The 17,421-nt window shown below is 66.3% G+C and carries 19 protein-coding genes; 5 read left to right on the top strand and 14 right to left on the bottom strand.

Translation table 11 applies throughout. The features are described 5' to 3' along the window. Positions 1-170 precede the first annotated feature (170 nt). The 4 genes from FHS31_RS07520 (at position 171) to FHS31_RS07505 (ending at position 2,299) form a co-directional block, all read left to right on the top strand. Positions 171-557 (top strand): membrane lipoprotein lipid attachment site-containing protein, encoded by a 387-nt coding sequence (locus FHS31_RS07520; RefSeq protein ID WP_167072753.1) that lies wholly within the window; start codon positions 171-173, stop codon positions 555-557. Positions 558-653: 96 nt separating this feature from the next. After that, entirely contained in the window at positions 654-908 is a 255-nt protein-coding gene (locus tag FHS31_RS07515) for a DUF6894 family protein (RefSeq protein ID WP_167072752.1), read from the top strand. A 92-nt stretch (positions 909-1,000) separates the two neighbouring features. Further along, the gene (locus FHS31_RS07510) at positions 1,001-1,738 is read left to right on the top strand and encodes a Crp/Fnr family transcriptional regulator (protein WP_167072751.1); all 738 of its coding nucleotides are present in this window, start codon (positions 1,001-1,003) and stop codon (positions 1,736-1,738) included. Positions 1,739-1,798: 60 nt separating this feature from the next. Further along, positions 1,799-2,299 (top strand): CcdC protein domain-containing protein, encoded by a 501-nt coding sequence (locus FHS31_RS07505; protein WP_167072750.1) that lies wholly within the window; start codon positions 1,799-1,801, stop codon positions 2,297-2,299. A gap of 132 nt (positions 2,300-2,431) precedes the next feature. Here the strand turns inward: FHS31_RS07505 and FHS31_RS07500 are convergent, their stop codons facing one another. Further along, on the bottom strand, positions 2,432-3,580 hold the full coding sequence (locus tag FHS31_RS07500) for a deoxyguanosinetriphosphate triphosphohydrolase (protein ID WP_167072749.1): 1,149 nt from the start codon (positions 3,578-3,580) through the stop codon (positions 2,432-2,434). Positions 3,581-3,635: 55 nt separating this feature from the next. Further along, positions 3,636-5,045, bottom strand: a complete 1,410-nt coding sequence (locus FHS31_RS07495; protein ID WP_167072748.1) for an SPOR domain-containing protein — start codon at positions 5,043-5,045, stop codon at positions 3,636-3,638. A gap of 211 nt (positions 5,046-5,256) precedes the next feature. On the opposite strand from FHS31_RS07495, the gene FHS31_RS07490 reads away from it, so the two are divergent. Then, positions 5,257-5,724: a hypothetical protein gene (locus FHS31_RS07490; protein WP_167072747.1), complete on the top strand. Its 468-nt coding sequence runs from the start codon at positions 5,257-5,259 to the stop codon at positions 5,722-5,724. A 42-nt stretch (positions 5,725-5,766) separates the two neighbouring features. Here FHS31_RS07490 and FHS31_RS07485 read toward each other — a convergent pair whose 3' ends face one another. The 12 genes from FHS31_RS07485 to FHS31_RS07430 all read right to left on the bottom strand — a co-directional run bounded on the left by FHS31_RS07485 (position 5,767) and on the right by FHS31_RS07430 (position 17,345). Continuing rightward, complete coding sequence (locus FHS31_RS07485) at positions 5,767-6,045, bottom strand: type II toxin-antitoxin system mRNA interferase toxin, RelE/StbE family (RefSeq protein ID WP_167072746.1); 279 nt, start codon at positions 6,043-6,045, stop codon at positions 5,767-5,769. Positions 6,046-6,047: 2 nt separating this feature from the next. Then, positions 6,048-6,320, bottom strand: coding sequence for an antitoxin of toxin-antitoxin stability system (locus FHS31_RS07480; RefSeq protein ID WP_167072745.1), 273 nt, complete (start codon positions 6,318-6,320; stop codon positions 6,048-6,050). Between the two features lie 136 nt (positions 6,321-6,456). Then, positions 6,457-6,738, bottom strand: a complete 282-nt coding sequence (locus tag FHS31_RS07475; protein ID WP_167072744.1) for a DUF427 domain-containing protein — start codon at positions 6,736-6,738, stop codon at positions 6,457-6,459. A gap of 123 nt (positions 6,739-6,861) precedes the next feature. After that, the gene (ftsZ, locus tag FHS31_RS07470; RefSeq protein WP_167072743.1) at positions 6,862-8,325 is read right to left on the bottom strand and encodes a cell division protein FtsZ; all 1,464 of its coding nucleotides are present in this window, start codon (positions 8,323-8,325) and stop codon (positions 6,862-6,864) included. Between the two features lie 444 nt (positions 8,326-8,769). Further along, positions 8,770-10,023 (bottom strand): cell division protein FtsA, encoded by a 1,254-nt coding sequence (ftsA, locus tag FHS31_RS07465; protein ID WP_167072742.1) that lies wholly within the window; start codon positions 10,021-10,023, stop codon positions 8,770-8,772. Positions 10,024-10,141: 118 nt separating this feature from the next. Continuing rightward, positions 10,142-11,128 (bottom strand): cell division protein FtsQ/DivIB, encoded by a 987-nt coding sequence (locus FHS31_RS07460; RefSeq protein WP_243843335.1) that lies wholly within the window; start codon positions 11,126-11,128, stop codon positions 10,142-10,144. After that, complete coding sequence (locus FHS31_RS07455) at positions 11,125-12,072, bottom strand: D-alanine--D-alanine ligase (RefSeq protein WP_167072741.1); 948 nt, start codon at positions 12,070-12,072, stop codon at positions 11,125-11,127. The genes FHS31_RS07460 and FHS31_RS07455 overlap by 4 nt, the downstream gene beginning before the upstream one ends. 121 nt (positions 12,073-12,193) lie before the next feature. Then, a complete protein-coding gene (murB, locus tag FHS31_RS07450) occupies positions 12,194-13,087 on the bottom strand; it encodes a UDP-N-acetylmuramate dehydrogenase (RefSeq protein ID WP_167072740.1) in 894 nt (297 codons plus the stop codon). Positions 13,088-13,203: 116 nt separating this feature from the next. Next, positions 13,204-13,398 (bottom strand): hypothetical protein, encoded by a 195-nt coding sequence (locus FHS31_RS07445; RefSeq protein WP_167072739.1) that lies wholly within the window; start codon positions 13,396-13,398, stop codon positions 13,204-13,206. After that, entirely contained in the window at positions 13,395-14,804 is a 1,410-nt protein-coding gene (murC, locus tag FHS31_RS07440) for a UDP-N-acetylmuramate--L-alanine ligase (RefSeq protein WP_167072738.1), read from the bottom strand. The genes FHS31_RS07445 and murC overlap by 4 nt, the downstream gene beginning before the upstream one ends. Positions 14,805-14,943: 139 nt before the next feature. Beyond that, positions 14,944-16,119, bottom strand: coding sequence for an undecaprenyldiphospho-muramoylpentapeptide beta-N-acetylglucosaminyltransferase (murG, locus tag FHS31_RS07435; RefSeq protein ID WP_167072737.1), 1,176 nt, complete (start codon positions 16,117-16,119; stop codon positions 14,944-14,946). Then, positions 16,116-17,345: an FtsW/RodA/SpoVE family cell cycle protein gene (locus tag FHS31_RS07430; protein WP_167072736.1), complete on the bottom strand. Its 1,230-nt coding sequence runs from the start codon at positions 17,343-17,345 to the stop codon at positions 16,116-16,118. Before FHS31_RS07430 ends, murG begins: the two co-directional genes overlap by 4 nt. Positions 17,346-17,421: the final 76 nt, after the last annotated feature.

Raw genomic sequence — 17,421 nt, 5'->3', positions numbered from 1 at the left:
CAGCGAGAGAGACGCGCGCCTCTAGCGAATTGCGGCGCGCGCGTCATGTCCGCCGCGCGTCTTGCTGAACGAAAGCTGCTTACCCCGTTCGAAACGCATTCAGTGCCCGCGCGCCAGAGATGCCCGCCTCGGCCGTCGATAGGTCGAGCGATTGTTTCAGGAGGAAGCTCATGAAGAAGATCATTCTCACCGCCACCGCCGCGCTGATGCTGGCCGGTGCCGCCTCGGCGCAATATGCGCCGCCCCCGCCCCCGCCGGGCGCAGCTTATGCTCCGCACGCCTGGGACCGTGACGCCTTCTGGCGCGGCGCGCCGGAGAGCCCCCGCGCGCGCATCGATTTCCTGCAGGATCGGATCAGCCGTGGCGCTGCCGACGGCAGCCTCAGCCGCCGCGAAGCCGCGCGCGCCAACCGCGAACTCAACAATATCCGCAGCTGGATCCGCCGCATGCATTGGCAGGATGACGGCCGCCTGACCCCCGATCAGCGTGCCCAGGTCCAGGACCGGCTCGATTGGCTGAGTGGCCAGATTCGCTGGATGCGCCACAACGGCTGGTAAGCCCCCGCCCCCGCCGTTTTCCCGGCGGGGGCCTATTCTTCGAGACGACGCCGGAACGATAGGAACGACGGCCAATTATATTTGGTTCTACTGTCCGTGAAACACTATCATCTCAATCTCTACAACGACGTGGTCGTGGCCGATGAGGAGGGCATCGAGCTGCCCGATCTCCCGGCTGCGAAGGCCTGTGCGATCGAAGCAGTGCGGGCGTTGATCGCCGACAGCGTCGTCGAGGGAAGGCTCATCAAGCTCGACCACCGCGTCGAGGTGACGGACGATCGGGGCAAGGTGCTGGCGGTAATCCCGTTTGGCGAGGTGATCGAGATCGAAGGCATGCGCCTCGCGCATTAGCGTGCAAGCTTGATTTATGCTATGGAGCTTGCTGCCGGTCCCATGTCGAGCGGAGGCTTCATGCATCCCGCTCTATCCCAGGAACATAAAAGATGCTGGGCACTGCCCAAACGGCGATGGACGCCTTTCTCCGTCGGCTGCTGCTACGTTCGGCTCTCGGCCCTGAAGAGCAGGCGGCGATCCGTGGCCTGAAGGGCCAGCTGATCGAATTCGCGGCACGGCGGGATGTGGTCCTCCCCGGGCAACGGATCGAGCATGCCTGCCTGACGGTCGCCGGTCTGCTCGGCCGCTTCGATCAAATGAAGGACGGCAGCCGCCAGATCACCGCATTCTATCTTCCGGGCGACATGTGCGATCTCCATTCGGTGGTCGCGCCGGTCACCGGCTGGGGCCTCACCGCGCTTTCGGGCGCGACGTTGCTCCAGATCGCCCATGCCGATCTGCGCGAACTTGCCCGGCGCTATCCGGCGCTCGCCCTCGCTTTCTGGCGCGACACGACGACCGACGCCTCCATCCTGTCCAAATGGGTCGCCAATATCGGCCGCAAGGACGCGCGCGCCCGTATCGCGCATCTGCTGTGCGAGATGGGGCTGCGCAGCGAAATGGCGGGAATCGGCACGCGCACCGCCTTCCGTTTCGATGCCACGCAGGAGCTGATCGCCGATGCGGTGGGATTGACGCCGATCCACGTCAACCGCGTGCTGAGCACGCTCCGCAGCGAAGGGGTGGCCGTCTTCCGCAACCGCATGGCGGAAGTGCAGGACTGGGACAGGCTCGCCGCCATCGCCGAATTCTCGACCGCTTTCCTGCTTCTCGACGAACCGCGCTAGCCGCTCTCTGGACAAACCGTGATAACCGCCTTAGGTAAGTAACACACTAAGGGGTGGGCCATGCACGCGCAGCAATCGCAGACGATCAGCTATATCATCACCGCCATCGTCATCGGGCTGGTGATGGTGCTGCGCTTCCGCCGCATCGGGCGGGCGCAGCGGCTCAATCTCAACACCTTGTGGATCGTGCCGGCGCTCTTGGCGGCGGTCCTCGTCTTCTCCACCTTCGAATCTCCGCCGCGTGACGCGCTGGGCTGGCTGTGGCTGGCGGCAGCGGCCGCGGTCGGCGCGTTGCTCGGCTGGCGACGCGGCAAGCTGATGCACATCCACGTTGATCCCGCCACCGGCACGCTCAACCAGACCGTCTCGCCCGCGGCCCTGCTGTTCTTCGTGCTGCTGATCATCGCGCGGCAGGGCCTGCGCTATGAGGCCGCCGCTTACGGCGTCAACATGCTCAAGATCACCGGCATCCTCATGGCCCTCGCCACCGGCCTGGTCAGTGCGACGCGGGTTGAGATGTATCTGCGGGCGAAGCGGATCCTGGCGAGCGGGGTGGTGTGATTATATCCTCCCCTGCAAGGGGAGGGGGACCATCGCGAAGCGATGGTGGAGGGGTATCCGCTATCGATAGGGTGACACCCCTCCGTCGCGCTTCGCACGCCACCTCCCCTTGCAGGGGAGAAGTAAGTAATCTCAAATCCCCTCCAGCATCTCCACCGGCCCGACAAATTCCCGATAGCGGGCAATCGCGAAGCGATCGGTCATGCCCGCGATAAAGTCGCCGATGTGCCGCGTGCGCGCGGGCTCTTCGGCGGGCAGGTCTTCCAGCCACCAGGCGGGCAGCAGGGCCGGGTCGGCGATATAGGCCTCGGCCAGCCCGGCGACGATCTGCCGTGCCTGCTCGGCCACCGCCACCTGCTGGGGATGATGATAGAGATTGGCGTACATGAAGCGCTTGAGCGCGCGCTCCGCCTCGGCGAGCGCGGGCGAGAAGCCGATCAGCGGCCCGGGCGCCCCGCGCACCTCAGCGACCGAAGCCACCCCCGCCGCCGCGATCCGCCGCCGGCTCTCGGCCAGCAAATCCTCGACCATCCACCCGATCCCGGTGCGGATCAGTTCGCCCAGCAGCGTCTGCGGCTTTGCCTCGGGCCAGCGCGCGCGTACCTGCCGCCAGCTCTCCGCGACGAATGGCTCGGCCAGCACCGCCTCCCAATCGAGCAGCCCGGCGCGCAGGCCATCGTCGATATCGTGATTGTCATAAGCGATATCGTCGGCCAGCGCCGCCACCTGCGCCTCCAGGCTCGGCTGCGTGCCCAGCTCCAGCGGCCAATCCGAATCCACCTCGGCCAATGCCCAAGGCGGCGCGGCGACCGGGCCGTTATGCTTGGCCAGCCCCTCCAGCATCTCCCACGTCAGGTTGAGGCCGGGATGATCGGGATAGGCGCGCTCGATCAAGGTCAAAGTGCGCAGCGTCTGCGCGTTATGGTCGAAGCCGCCCGCCGCCGCCATCGCCGCCTTGAGCGCGGCCTCGCCAGCATGGCCGAAGGGCGGATGGCCGATATCATGCGCCAGCGCCAGCGCCTCGGTGAGATCCTCGTTCAGCCCCAGCGCGCGTGCGATCGTCCGTGCGATCTGCGCCACCTCCAGGCTGTGCGTCAGCCGCACGCGGAAATGATCGCCATCGGGCGCGACGAACACCTGCGTCTTGTGGCGCAGGCGGCGGAAGGCGATCGAATGGATGATGCGATCGCGGTCGCGCTGGAAAGCATCGCGCGTCGCGCTAGGCGACGAAGCATAGCGCCGCCCCCGGCTCGCCGCCGGATCGCTGGCATAGGGATTCATGGTTGCTCGATCCGCTCACGCGGATGGCGCCGGTTCAGCAAAGCTGGAACGGCCATCAATCAACCGGCTCGACCGGAGTACCCGACGGCGTCGTCACCTGAAACGAACTGTGGCCCTTGGCGCGCTGTTCCTTGATCCACGCCTGCGCCGCCGAACTGCCTGCGAAGGGGCCGATCATCAGCCGGTTCGTATAGCGATAGTGCATCGTATACGGCGTCCGCCCCGCCAGCGCTGCGCCATATTCGCCCTTTAGCTTCGCCCACGCCTTGGGCAGATCGCGCTTGTTCGCGCCGCCCGCGATCTGCACCCAGACGCGCTCGGGATTTTTCTTGGCGGCGCTCTTGGCCTCCGCCGCCTTCTTGTCCTTGGCCGCCCTGGCATCGGCGAGTTTCTCTTCGCGCGCTTGTTTGAGCTTCTCGGCGCGGGTGAGCTTGTGCGGCGGCTCGGCCTCGACAGCCGCGAGCTTCGCCTCGCGCGCCGCCTTGGCCGCCTCGGCACGGGTCAATTTGCGGGCGGGCGGCGGCGCGACGGTGCCTGTGTCCACGGTCGCCGCCGGCGTCGGCGGGGGAGCGGGGGGCGATACGACCAGCGCGGGCGCGGAGGGCGCGGGCGCCGCGGCGATCCGCACCGGCGGCGGCGCCTTGACCGCCACCTGACCCGGCGGCGGGAAGCGGCCGAGGAACACCGCCGCCGCCTTGTCGGCAGGCTTAAGCCCCTGCAGCCGCTCCAGATAGGGCTTGAGCGCCGCGACCTGATTGGGCGGCAGCACCAGCGGCGCATCGCTCTCCGCGCCCGCAATATCCCCCGCCAGCGCGCGCACGAACATCCGCGTCCGCCACGCCGCGACATCCTGCCGCCGCAGCAGGGGATCGAGTGTCGCCAGCGCCGCGCCCTGCTCGCCCGCGATCGCCTGGCTGAGCGCGAGGCGACGCAGGATCATCGGATCGCCGGGCTTGATGCTGAGCGCGAGGCGATAATCCGCCTGCGCGCTATGCGGCGATCCGCGCAGATCATAGGCCAGCCCGCGATCGGCGGCGATCCGCGCCTCGGGCATACCCGCCGCGATCGCAGCCTTGAAATAGCGCAGCGAATCGCGCGAATTGCCCTGCGCGACAAGCACCGATCCCAGCCCCGCCTTCACCGCGCCATTGTTGGGCGAAAGCGAATCCGCGCGCGCGAAAAAGCCGTTGGCCGCGTTGAAATCCCCCACCGCCAGCGCCGCCTGCCCTGCCCCGATCAGCGCCGCCACGTCATCGGGATGTGCAGCGAGCACACGCAGATACCGCGACAAAGCCTCCGCCATATCCCCCCGCGCGGCAGCGGCCCGCCCCTGCGCCATGGGATCGATCGTCTGCACCGTCTGCATCGGCGGCGGCGAGGACGGCTGGGCGAGATCGTCAGGCGCAACCCGCTGCGCCGCCGCGACATCGGAGATCAGGGCGACGGACAGGAGCAGGCGTATCATGACGCGGCGGAAGCTCGCGGATGACAACCGCGCAAGCAAGCATATCCCGTGCTGCGGCGAACCGTTCAAACTCAGCGGCGGGAGGACCGCGATGGGCTTTTCCGTTGAGCCATCAAGCCGACATGGGCCCCCCGTCAGATCGCGGTACGGCATCCCTGGCTAAGTGTGGCGGCGGTATGTAGGCTGGGGGCGAAACGGTAGGGGTAGTCGGGTGACGCCGATAGCATTGTTCTTGGCGCTGTGGGTCACCTTGGTGATCGCCCCGGATACGCCAACCGGCCGCTTCCTGCACCGGGTAATGATCGACGTTCCAGCCAAATTCTTCAACCGAGCCACGAGAGGTCACGTGCTGTTGGTGATCATCATGCTTGGCCTTGCTGCGGCTCTTGCGTGGTTTGGAGGAGCCGATGGCTTGCGGTTCTTCGGCATGACCGTCCCGGACGTTGCAGCCTGGTCCGCCATGTTCGAAATCAGCGCATATCTCGATGCGATAGCTGCCATTGTCGCTGCATCTTCCGCTTTGCGCGTCGGCGCTGTTCGGGTTCGTCTCGGCGCAGCTTCAAGGCCGAAGTCCCGCCGAGCGCGAGGCACCTCCCGCCCGCGCGACAGTCGGCGCCAATCCCATAATGTGCCCGCGAACGATGATGATTGCGACGGGAGACTCGCTTTCGCGAGCTGACCGACGGAGGGCCTTAGTCAACCATTCTGTTCTTCAGGAAGATCACAGCGGGGGCCATTGGCGCGCGGTGTGGATCAGCACGAGAATCCACACCGTATCGTTCACAATCTCGTAGACAAGCCGATAGCGCGGATGCGGCGTGAGTTCGCGCGTGCCGGACACTTTTCCCTCGTGTCCAAGCATGGGGAAGTCAGCGAGGCCCGCAACAGCATCGCTGAACGAGCGGTCTATCCGGCGCGCCGCGTCGGGGTCGCGAGCTTCAAGATAATCCCAGATCGCCGTGCGATCCTGCTCGGCCTCCGGCGTCCATAGAACTTTCACGCCTAGTCAGTGAGGCGGACACGGCGAGCGGCAAAATCGGCCTCGACCGCCTCATTGGATCTGCCCTGACCTTTATGGACGGAAGCGCGTGCCGCTTCGACCTTATGATGCAGGAAAGCGTCATGGTCGTGCCGGTCTCGCTCCCGCTGGACGAACTCCCGCATCAACTCGCGTACCACCTGCGATGCGGGGCGGTGGCTGGCTCCGGCCGCCGCCATGAACTCGGCCCGCAAATCGGATTCCAGTTTCATCGTGAAAACAGCGGCCTTCGGCATGGCATCCTCTGCAAAATACTTACGAGGTATATATACGAGCACGGTGTTGGGAGCAAAGGATCATGCCACCGATCAACGGCGTTTACAGAAAGGCCGGGACTGACCGCATGGGGAACCGGTTCGTCGATTTCACCCCTTACCCAACCTTAACACCCTTCCAAAAGGCCACACGCCCGCGGATCGCCTCAGCTTTGGGTTTGGGGTCGGGATAATACCAGGCGGCATCGCGGTTGTCGGCGCCGTCGATGTGCAGGCTGTAATAATGCGCTGTGCCCTTCCACGGGCAGAAGCTCGTCGTATCGCTCGGCCGGAGCAGCGCGGGATCGACCGCATCCGCTGGAAAATAATGATTACCCTCGATGACGATCGTATCGTCGCTGCTGGCGATCAGTGCGCCATTCCATCGTGCTTCGACCATCCTGTCTCTCCTGTGACGATGGCACGGTCGTGCGCCAGCCCGCGCGCGTCAAGGCTTGCCGTCCCCAACGAAAAAGGCCGGAGCGTTACCCCCGGGGCCTTTTGCTCATCCGATGGCCCTAACTTACTGATTATTCTGCCGATTGAGGAAGCGCGGGATATCCAGCGGATGCTGGCTCGCCTCATCCTCTTCCTCGGCCTGCACCTTGCTCGATCCGCGCGCGATGCTGGACATGCGCTCGAACAGGGTCGCGCCTTCGCGAGCCTGGGGGACAGGCGCCGGGGTGGGGGTGATGGAGCTGATCGTCGCGGTCGGCTGATCCTCGGCGTCGGGCTCGCTCATCAGCCAGCGGCGCGGGGCGACGACCTTGGGCGCAGTCTCTGCTTCGGCTGTCGGCTCGGCGCTCGCGTCCGGCGCGATCAGATCCTCGCCCAGCTCCAGCTCCTCGTCGCTATCGGCGGCGGAGGCTTCGGCGGTCGGCGGGGTCAGCACGATCGGCGCGGGTTCGGGCGCTGCGGCCTTGGCCTCCCCCGAAGGCGTGCCGGGCGTACGCACTTCGGAGCGGCTGCGCGGCGGGAAGCTGAACAGCTTCGAAGGCTCGGCCGGCGCCGCGGTCATCGCATCGGCCTCGATCCCGGTGGCCACCACGGAAACGCGGATCTTGCCTTCGAGATCGTTGTTGAACGCCGAACCCCAGATGATGTTGGCATCGGGATCGACCAGTTCCTTGATGTGGTTGGCCGCTTCGTCGACTTCGAGCAGGCGCATATCCTCGCCGCCGGTGATCGAGACGATCACGCCCTTGGCGCCCCTCATCGAAACGCCGTCGAGCAAAGGATTGGCGATCGCCTTCTCCGCCGCCTCGATCGCGCGATTGTCGCCCGATGCTTCGCCCGTGCCCATCATCGCCTTGCCCATCTCGCTCATCACCGAACGGACGTCAGCGAAATCGAGGTTGATCAGGCCCGGCATCACCATCAGATCGGTGATCCCGCGCACGCCCTGCTGCAGCACCTCGTCGGCCATTTCGAACGCTTCCTTGAAGGTCGTGTTCGGATTGGCGATCAGGAACAGATTCTGGTTGGGGATGACGATCAAAGTATCGACATGCTTCTGCAGCTCGGCGATGCCCGCGTCGGCGGACTTCATGCGGCGGTTGCCCTCGAAGCTGAACGGCTTGGTGACGACGCCCACCGTCAGGATGCCGCGCTCGCGCGCCGCCTTGGCGATCACCGGCGCGGCGCCCGTGCCCGTGCCGCCGCCCATGCCCGCCGCGATGAAGCACATGTGGCTGCCCTCAAGCGCGCGTTCGACCTGCTCCAGCGTCTCTTCCGCCGCCGCGCGGCCGATCTCAGGACGGCTGCCCGCGCCCAGCCCTTGCGTGATCTTGAGGCCGAGCTGGATGCGCTGCTCGGCGGGCGAGGCATTGAGCGCCTGCGCATCAGTGTTGGCGACGATGAAATCGACGCCCTGCACTTCGGCGCCCATCATGTTGGCGACCGCGTTGCCGCCCGCGCCGCCGACACCGATCACGCTGATTCGCGGCTTGAGTTCGTCGATTTCCGGCCGGAGAAACTGGATCGTCATGGAAAACCCCTTAAGGATGCCCGACGCACGACGCGCCCAAATCACTAATACCCCAAGATGGCAGACGCGATTCGCCGGGGCGAGCGAAATCGTGCGATTTGGCAAAAGTTTTCCACAGGGAATTTGCACATTTCCCCACAGGAGCCTGTGGATAAGTTTTGCGCGTGTCGATTTGCCTATTCCCTGCGATCGTCACGCTACCACACTCCATTTCCCCCTGCGGTCCGCCACTACCTTCGTTCGTGTCGAGCGAAGTCGAGACACGTTCGACGTCCCGCCTGCGGCACCTCCCTCGACTTCGCTCGGGACGAACGGGCCGAGGGAAGGCTAGCCTGCCGCTTATGCGCCGACCCAAGTCCGAATAAACGATGTCAAACAGCCTTCCCCTCGGGAGTTCGAATAGAACAAATCGAGTCCAATGTCAAGCAAAAAGTGCCGTATGGGTTAATATCCGCTCTTCGCCGCCGCGATCATCCGCTGGATGAAGTTGCGCGGAGACAGCCGAATGGCGTTCGGCACCGTCGGCGGCCGCAGGTCGATCGGGTTGGAGGCGGCGAACTGCACCAGCCCCGCCAAAGTCGCGAAGGCCGGGCCGGAATGCGCCTCGGGCAGGCCGATCAGCCCGCGCGGCCGCCCGATCCGCACCGCTCGGCCCAGCACGCTCTGCGCATAATCGGCGATCCCCTTCAGCTCCGCACCGCCCCCGGTCAGCACCACCTGCCGTCCGATCGGCCCAACGAAGCCTAGCTCCTTGAGCGCCTGATCGATCGAACCGAAAATCTGCTCCAGCCGCTGCCGGATCACCGCGATCAGCTGCGCGCGCGTGATCCGCGCCGGTTCGCTGGTCGCATCGCCCTCGCCCGAGAGCGGCGCCACCTCGATCATGTCATGATTGTCGCGGGGGCTGGTCTGCGCCGAGCCGTGGAAGCATTTCATCCGCTCGGCCTGCGCGCGGCGCGTGCCGATCGCCGAGGCGATATCATCGGTGATGTCCGCCGCCCCCACCGGCAGGCTCGCCAGCCCGACGAGCAGCCCGCCCGCGATCAGCGAGACGTTGGTCACCTCGGCGCCCAGCTCGACCAGCGCCACCCCCAGCTCGCGCTCCTCCTGGCTCAGGCAGGACATCGCCGTCGCCACCGGCGAGGCGACGATCTGCTGCACCGCCAGATGCGCCGATCGCACGCAATGATCGAGATTGCGGATCGGCGAAGGCTCGGCAACGACGACATGGATATCGACCCCCAGCCGCTCGGCATACAGCCCCAACGGGTTCTGCACGCCCTTCAATCCATCGATCGTGTAGAGCGCGGGCTGCGCGTGGAGCACGGTGCGCCCATCGGGATCGATCGAGCGGCGCCCGGCATCCAGCAGCTCGGCGATATGCCGCTCGCTGATCCGCTCGCCCGCCAGCTCCACCTCCACCGAGGCGACCTCGCTGACCAGACCGCCCGCCGAAAAGGTCAGCCACACTTCATCGATATTGGTGCGTGCAATCCGCTCGGCCTGCTCCACCGCCTCGCGCACCGCGCCCTCGGTGGCGGACATATCGGCGATGAACCCGCGCCGCACCCCCCGGCTCTCGCGCTGCCCGGTGCCGAGCACGAGCAAACCATCCTCGGTCGGCTGCGCGATCAAGGCGGCGACCTTGGACGAGCCAATATCGAGCGCGGTGATCAGCCCTTCGCGGACGGGGGCCATCAGCGAACGCCGCCCAAAGGAAACCCGTTTGTGTCGAGCGAAGTCGAGACACGTTCGACCTTACGCCAAGCGGCACGTCCCTCGACTTCGCTCGGGACGAACGGAGTTGGGGCTGCCATCACGTCACCGACTTATCGGCAGGCGCCACCGCAGCGGGCGCGCTCGCATCCGGCGCGACCGGCGGCGGCGCTGGATCCTCGATCCTGTAGCCCGGCTCATCGCTCATCTTGACGACGATGCGGCTCGGATCACGCATATCGAACCGCACGATGCCACGCCCCAGCAGCCGCGCCTCGGCATCGCGCTTGGTGAAGAAGGCCAGCGCGCTCTTCGCCTCGGCGGCGCCTTCCGGCAGCGACAGGATCTCCCCCGAACTGAAATGCAGATCCCAGCGCCGCCCGCCGACCCAGGTCGCGGCATCGACCAACGGCTTGAGCGCGGGTTGCGTCGCGATCAACGCCTGGAAATCGGCGGCGTGGGTGTTGGCATCGGGCCCGATCACCAGCGGCAGCTGCGCGGTCATCGAAGCGGGATCGACCTGCGCGATCGGCGCACCATGATCGTCGATCAGCTGCAGCCGCTGCTGATATTGCCAGATCCCCGCGGGCTTGCGCTCGACGATATCGATCGCCAGTGTATCGGGCAGCCGCCGCGACACCCGCGCATCCGCCACCCAGGGCAGGCCGAGCAGATTCTGCCGGATCGCCGCCAGATCGACCAGCGGCATATCCTCCCCGCTCGCCTCCTGCGCGATGCGGTAGACGGCATCGCGATCGACATGGACGAGGCCCGTCGGCTGGATGTTGCGCACCTGAAAGCCCATCGCGCCGATGCCGTGCGCCGCCGCCATGCCCACCATCTGCGGCACGCCCATCGCCGTCACCCCTGCGCCGATCCCGGCGACGAGCAGCAGGCCGAGCGACCAGTTCTTGAGGCTCGCCCAGGTCTCGGGCGCGACCGGGATCGCGGCGAAGGCCTTTCCGATCCCCGCGCCGATCTGCGCGCCCATCGAAGGCCGCTTGGTGCGCGCGGGCGGGCGCCGCCGCGCGGGCTTGCGCGCCGCAGTGGGCTCGGCACGGCGGCGCGGCACGGGCTTGGCGCTCATCGCGCGAACCTCGAAAGCGCTTCGTCGATCACCGCCTGAACAAGCTCGTCGTAGCTCATGCCCACAAGCTTCGCCTGTTCGGGGACAAGGCTCAAGGGGGTCATGCCCGGCTGGGTATTGACCTCGAGCAGATAGACGCCCGCCTCGCCCGCGCTGTCATCCCAGCGGAAGTCCGATCGCGAGACGCCCTTGCAGCCGAGCAGTTCATGCGCCTTGATAGACATGGCCAGCATCGAAGCCACGACATCGTCGGGAATGTTCTCCGCCGGGCAGACGTGGGTGGTCAGGCCATCGGTATATTTGGCGGCATAATCATACCAGCCATTCTTGGGGATCAGCTCGGTGATGCCCAGCGCCTTGGGGCCATCGGCGGTATCGATCACCGAAGTCGTAAGCTCGCGCCCCCGAATATAGGGCTCGGCGAGCAGGCTCTCGAACTCCCCCCATGGCCCGGGCACATCGCGCCCGATCGGATCGCCATAATTGCCCTCGGCGGTAACGATCGCCACGCCCACCGAAGAGCCCTCATTGACCGGCTTCACCACATAGGGCCGGGGCAAGGGATCGCCCGCGAACAGGCTCTCGCTCGCCACGATCCGCCCGGCGGGCATGCGGATCCCGTGGGGGACGAGCGCCTGCTTGGTCAGCACCTTGTCGATCGCGATCACCGAAGTGGCGAGGCCCGAGTGCGTATAGGCCAGCCCCATCAGATCGAGCATGCCCTGCACGGTGCCATCCTCGCCCGGCGTGCCGTGCAGCGCGTTGAACACGACGTCGGGCTTGGCTTCGGCAAGCCGCGTGGCGACGTCGCGGCCCATATCGATGCGCGTGACGCGATGGCCCAGCCGTTCGCAAGCCTCGGCAACGCCATTGCCCGAGACGAGACTGACCTCCCGCTCCGCCGACCAACCGCCCATGAGGACCGCGACGTGGAGTTGGCTCACGACGCCACCAAGAGGCGTTCGTCACCCCGGCCTTGTGCCGGGGTCCACCCCACCACAAGCTCCGGAGCGAGAGGATGAGTGGATGCCGGAACAAGTCCGGCATGACGGGTAAGAAAGATCATCACGCCATCACCCCCACCCGCTGAATCTCCCATTCCAGCGTCACCCCGCTCTTCGCCAACACCCGCGCCCTTACCTCTTCCCCCAAAGCCTCGATATCCGCACTCGTCGCCGCGCCGATGTTGAGCAGGAAATTGGTGTGCTTCTCGCTGACCTGCGCATCCCCCCGCCGCAGCCCGCGACATCCAGCCTCGTCGACCAACGCCCAAGCCTTGTGCCCCGGCGGATTCTTGAAGGTCGATCCTCCGGTCTTGGAGCGCAGCGGCTGCGCAGCCTCGCGCTCCGCCGCGATGCGGTCCATCTCGGCCTGCACCGCGGCAGGCGCGGCCACCCGCCCCTCGAACAGCGCCGAAACGACGATCGCGCCCTCAGGCAAAGCGCTATGCCGATAGCTGTAGCCCAAGTCATCGCGCGACAAAGTCCGCGCCTCTCCCGAACGCAACACGACATCGGCCTCGATCAGCACATCCTTCACCTCGCGCCCATAAGCGCCGCCGTTCATCCGCACGAAGCCGCCGACCGTCCCCGGGATCGAGCGCAGAAACTCCACTCCGCCGATCCCGGCATCGCGCGCCGTCGAGGATACGAGAATACCGCTCGCCCCTCCCCCGCAACGCAGCCGCAGGCCCTCCGCCGAGACCTTGGCGAAGGCCTTGCCCAGCCGCACGACCACGCCCGGCACCCCGCCATCGCGCACGATCATGTTAGAACCCAACCCGAGGCCCATCACCGGCACCCGGGGATCAAGCTCGCGCAGGAACCCCACCAGATCCTCGACATCCGCGGGCTCGAACAACCACTCCGCCGCCCCGCCCGCCTTGAACCAGACGAGCGGCGCCAGCGGCGCGTTCGGCGTGAGCTTGCCAGCGACGCGGGGGAGGGTGAGGGTGGCCATAACTTAAAGCCCCTCCCCTTTAGCGGAGGGGTTGGGGTGGGGGAGTCGGGAATGGAGCTCGCTTCGCTCGCCACCACCCCCAACCCCTCCTCTGAAGAGGAGGGGCTTAGCGGCCCTCACCCCTTCGGGCCCCACAGCGCGAGCCACTTCTCCCACGCCTCGATCTGCTGATCCGCCAATTGCTTGGCCGCTTCGCTCGCGCCGCCGAAATTATCCTTGGGCATCGCCTTGAACATCGTCTCGACGTTCTGCTTGTGCGCCTGGATCAGCTGCTTCTGCATCGCGACGAAGGGTGCGAAAAAATCGTTCATGCCCGTTTCTCCTTGCCGATGGCTTCCGCCAGCCCCGCCGCCCATTTTGTGATATCGCCCGCGCCCAGGCAAATGACCATATCCTCCGGCTGCGCCTCGGCGGCGAGCAGCCTGGCCAGCTCCTCGGGCCCCGAAATCTCGCAGGCCGCGCGATGCCCGCGCATCTTGAGCCCCGCGACCAGGGCCGCCGCATCGACGCCCTCGATCGGCGCCTCGCCCGCCGTATAGACCGGCGCGACATAGACGACATCCGCCTCGTTGAACGCGGTCTGGAACTCGGTCAGCAGATCGCGCAGCCGCGTGAAGCGATGCGGCTGGACGACCGCGATCACGCGATTCTTCGCGCCCTCGCGCGCCGCCGACAGAACCGCTTTGATCTCGACCGGGTGATGCCCGTAATCATCGATGATCGTCACGCCATCCACCTCACCGACCTTGGTGAAGCGCCGCTTGACGCCGCCAAACTTGGCGAACCCCGTCTTGATCACTGCGTCCGGCACATTGAGCTCGAGCGCAACACCGATCGCCGCCAGCGCATTCTGGACATTGTGCCGCCCCGGCATCGGCAGCTCGATCCCCTCGATCGACCGTACCGCGCCGCTGCGCTCCCGGATCAGACATTCGAAGCGGTTGCCGCCCGGGATCGGCGTCACGTTGACGCCGCGCACATCGGCCTGTGCCGAAAAGCCATAGGTGACGACGCGCCGATCGCGGATCTTGGGCAGGATCGCCTGCACCTCGGGATGATCGAGGCACATTAAGGCCGCGCCGTAGAAGGGCACATTCTCGACGAACTCGACGAACGCCGCCTTCACGGCATCGAACGAACCATAATGATCGAGATGCTCGGGATCGATGTTGGTGACCACCGCCACCGTGCCATCGAGCCGCAGGAAGCTGCCATCGCTCTCGTCGGCTTCGACCACCATCCAGTCGCTCGCGCCGAGGCGGGCGTTCGAGCCGTAGCTGTTGATGATGCCGCCGTTGATCACGGTCGGATCGACCCCGCCCGCATCGAGCAGCGCCGCCACCATCGATGTCGTCGTCGTCTTGCCATGCGTCCCCGCCACCGCGACGGTCGATTTCAGCCGCATCAGCTCGGCCAGCATCTCCGCGCGGCGCACTACGGGCACGCGCGTCTCGAGTGCCAGCTCCACTTCGGGATTGCCGCGCTTGATCGCGGTGGAGGTGACCACCACCGCCGCATCGCCGAGGTTCTCCGCCTTATGCCCGATCGCCACCGGAATGCCGCGCTTCCGCAGCCCCTCGATCACATAGCCCTCGGCGACGTCCGATCCCTGCACCTTGTAGCCGAGATTGTGCATCACCTCGGCGATGCCGGACATGCCGATGCCACCGATGCCGATGAAGTGGATCGTGCCGATTTCGGTGCCGACGCCCTTCACAACCGATCCTCCCCTGCAAGGGGAGGTGGCATCGCGAAGCGATGACGGAGGGGTGTCACGCTATCGAGGGGGCGACACCCCTCCACCATGCTGCGCATGGTCCCCCTCCCCTTGCAGGGGAGGATCTGAGCGGAGTCCCTCACGCCGCCCCCCCGATCGCCAAAGCACCCGTCTTCACCGTCTTCGCGCGCACATCGTCTCCAATCGCATCCATCACCGGCGGCCGGCCGAAGCTCTCGACAAGATCGGCCAGCCGCGCCGCCGCATCGGGTATCCCGCTCGCCTTGGCCAGCGCCGCCGCCGCAATCAAAGCCTCCGGGTCTTCCAACAAGGCGGTGATCTGCTGCGCCAGCACCGGCGGCGTGAAGTTCGCCTGCGCGATCATCCGGGCGCCGCCCGCCGCCGACATCTCGCGCGCATTGGCGCTCTGGTGATCGTCCATCGCGCTCGGCAGCGGCACGAGGATGGCCGGCCGCCCGGCGACGGTCAGCTCGGCAATCGTCGAGGCGCCGGCGCGCGCGATCACCAGATGCGATCGCGCCAATATTTCGGGCAGATCGGGCAGGTAAGTGGCCAGTTCCGCCGGGATACCCAGTTCGCGATAGCGCGCGCGGACCTGATCGATATCCTCGGGCCGGCATTGCTGGACGATCTGCAGCCGCTGGCGGATCGGCTCCGGCAGCAGCCCCAGACCATACGGCACCACGGTCGACAGAATCGTCGCGCCCTGGCTGCCGCCGGTGACGAGGATGCGGAAGGGCGAAAGATCGTCGAACGGCGGAAACGGCTTCTGGCCGATCTGGCGGATGATCTGCCGCACTGGATTGCCGACGAGGTGCACCTTCTTGGCGTAGCGCGGCTTCAGGCGCTCGACATGCGGATAGGCCGTCGCGATCGCGCGCACCCGCCCCGCCACCAGCCGATTGACGCGCCCCAGCACCGCATTCTGCTCATGCACCACCGTCGCGATGCCATCGGCAAAGGCGCCGAGCAAAGCGGGCAGCGCGGGATAGCCGCCAAAGCCAACCACGGCGGTCGGCTCGAAACTCTCATACAGCCGGCGCGCCATCGCGCGCCCGGCCAGGATGCCCTTCGCCGCCTTGCCCCAGCCGAGCGGCCCGCCGGTCGGACGCCCCGCCGGCATGACATGCACCGGCACATCCTCGAACAAGGCGGGGATACGCTGCCCGCGCTCGTCGGTGATCAAAGCGACGCGATGGCCGCGCGCGATCAGCTCGATCGCCAGCGCATGCGCGGGCACCATGTGGCCGCCGGTGCCCCCGGCGGCGAGAACGAAGTGTCGGCTGACGGTCACTGGCTCTTCCAGGTCACCACATAAGGGGAGCGCGTGAGATACGGATTCTTGCGCGTGAAGGCGAGCAGCAGCCCGAAGCCGAGGCTCAAAGCGATCATCGAGGAGCCGCCATAGGAAATGAACGGCAATGTCATGCCCTTGGACGGCGCGAGATGGACGTTGACCGCCATATTGATCAGCGCCTGCATCCCGAACTGGCAGACGAGTCCCGCGCTCGCCAGCATCAGGAAGCGATCCTCTTCGTGCAGCAATTTGATCAGCACGCGCATCACGATCGCCAGATAGATCAAGGCGATCGCCACGCAGGCGATCAGCCCGAATTCCTCGCCGATCACCGAGAAGATATAATCGGTGTGCGGCTCGGGTAGGTTCAATTTCATCGTTCCCGCGCCCGGACCGGTGCCGACGACGCCGCCGTGGGTTAGCGTGCGCAGCGCGCTCTCCACCTGCCCGCCGATCTCCTTGTTGGCGTCGCCCTTATCGAGAAAGCGGCCGATCCGCTCGTGCGCGACGGGATAGAATTCGTAAGCCGCCAGCACCATCGCCACCGCCGCGCCCGCCAGACCCGCCAGCCACTTCATGCCGACCCCGCCGATCATCAGCATCATCGCCCACACCACCGCGAAGATCACCGTCTGACCGAAATCGGGCTGCTTCATCAGCAGCACCGCGACCAAAGCGAGGAAGCCGCCGGTCATCGCCGTGGTCGGCAGCTTCTGATCCTTAGCGTTGAGCGACAGCATCCAGGCGATCGCCACCACGAACATGGGTTTCAGGAATTCGGCCGGCTGGATCTGGACGCTGCCGATATAGAGCCAGCGCTGCGCGCCATTCTTCTCCGCGCCGCCCATGATCGGCACCAGCACGAGCATCAGGGTGAACGCCACCGCGCCAACCAGTGCCAGGCGCCGCGCGACCGGCTTGGGCAGCATCGAGACACCGATCAGGATCGGCACCGAAATCCCCGTCCAGATCAGCTGGCGCCAGAAATAATAGAGCCGCGGCATGCTGTAGTGCGCGTCCGAATAGCGATGCGCGGCGGCGGGTGCGGCGGCGGCCACCGCGATCAGCCCGATGCCGATCAGCAGAGTGACAAGCGCGAGCAACACGCGATCGATCTCCCAGAACCAGATCGCCAGTGCGGACCTGTCGCCACGCCCCCAGCGCTCGCCCTGGCGTTTGCGCTTGGGGAGCGGTGCGATCGATTCCTCTGCCACAGTCGCCATCTAAAGAGCCCCTACCCCATCAAACCCGTTCGTCCCGAGCGAAGTCGAGGGACGTGCAACAAGCGCAACGCAAACA

The organism is Sphingomonas vulcanisoli (genome assembly GCF_011761305.1).
Lineage (GTDB): Bacteria > Pseudomonadota > Alphaproteobacteria > Sphingomonadales > Sphingomonadaceae > Sphingomonas_I > Sphingomonas_I vulcanisoli.
Note: the sequence above shows the minus strand (reverse complement) of the source record. Positions and strands in the feature narration are given on the sequence as shown.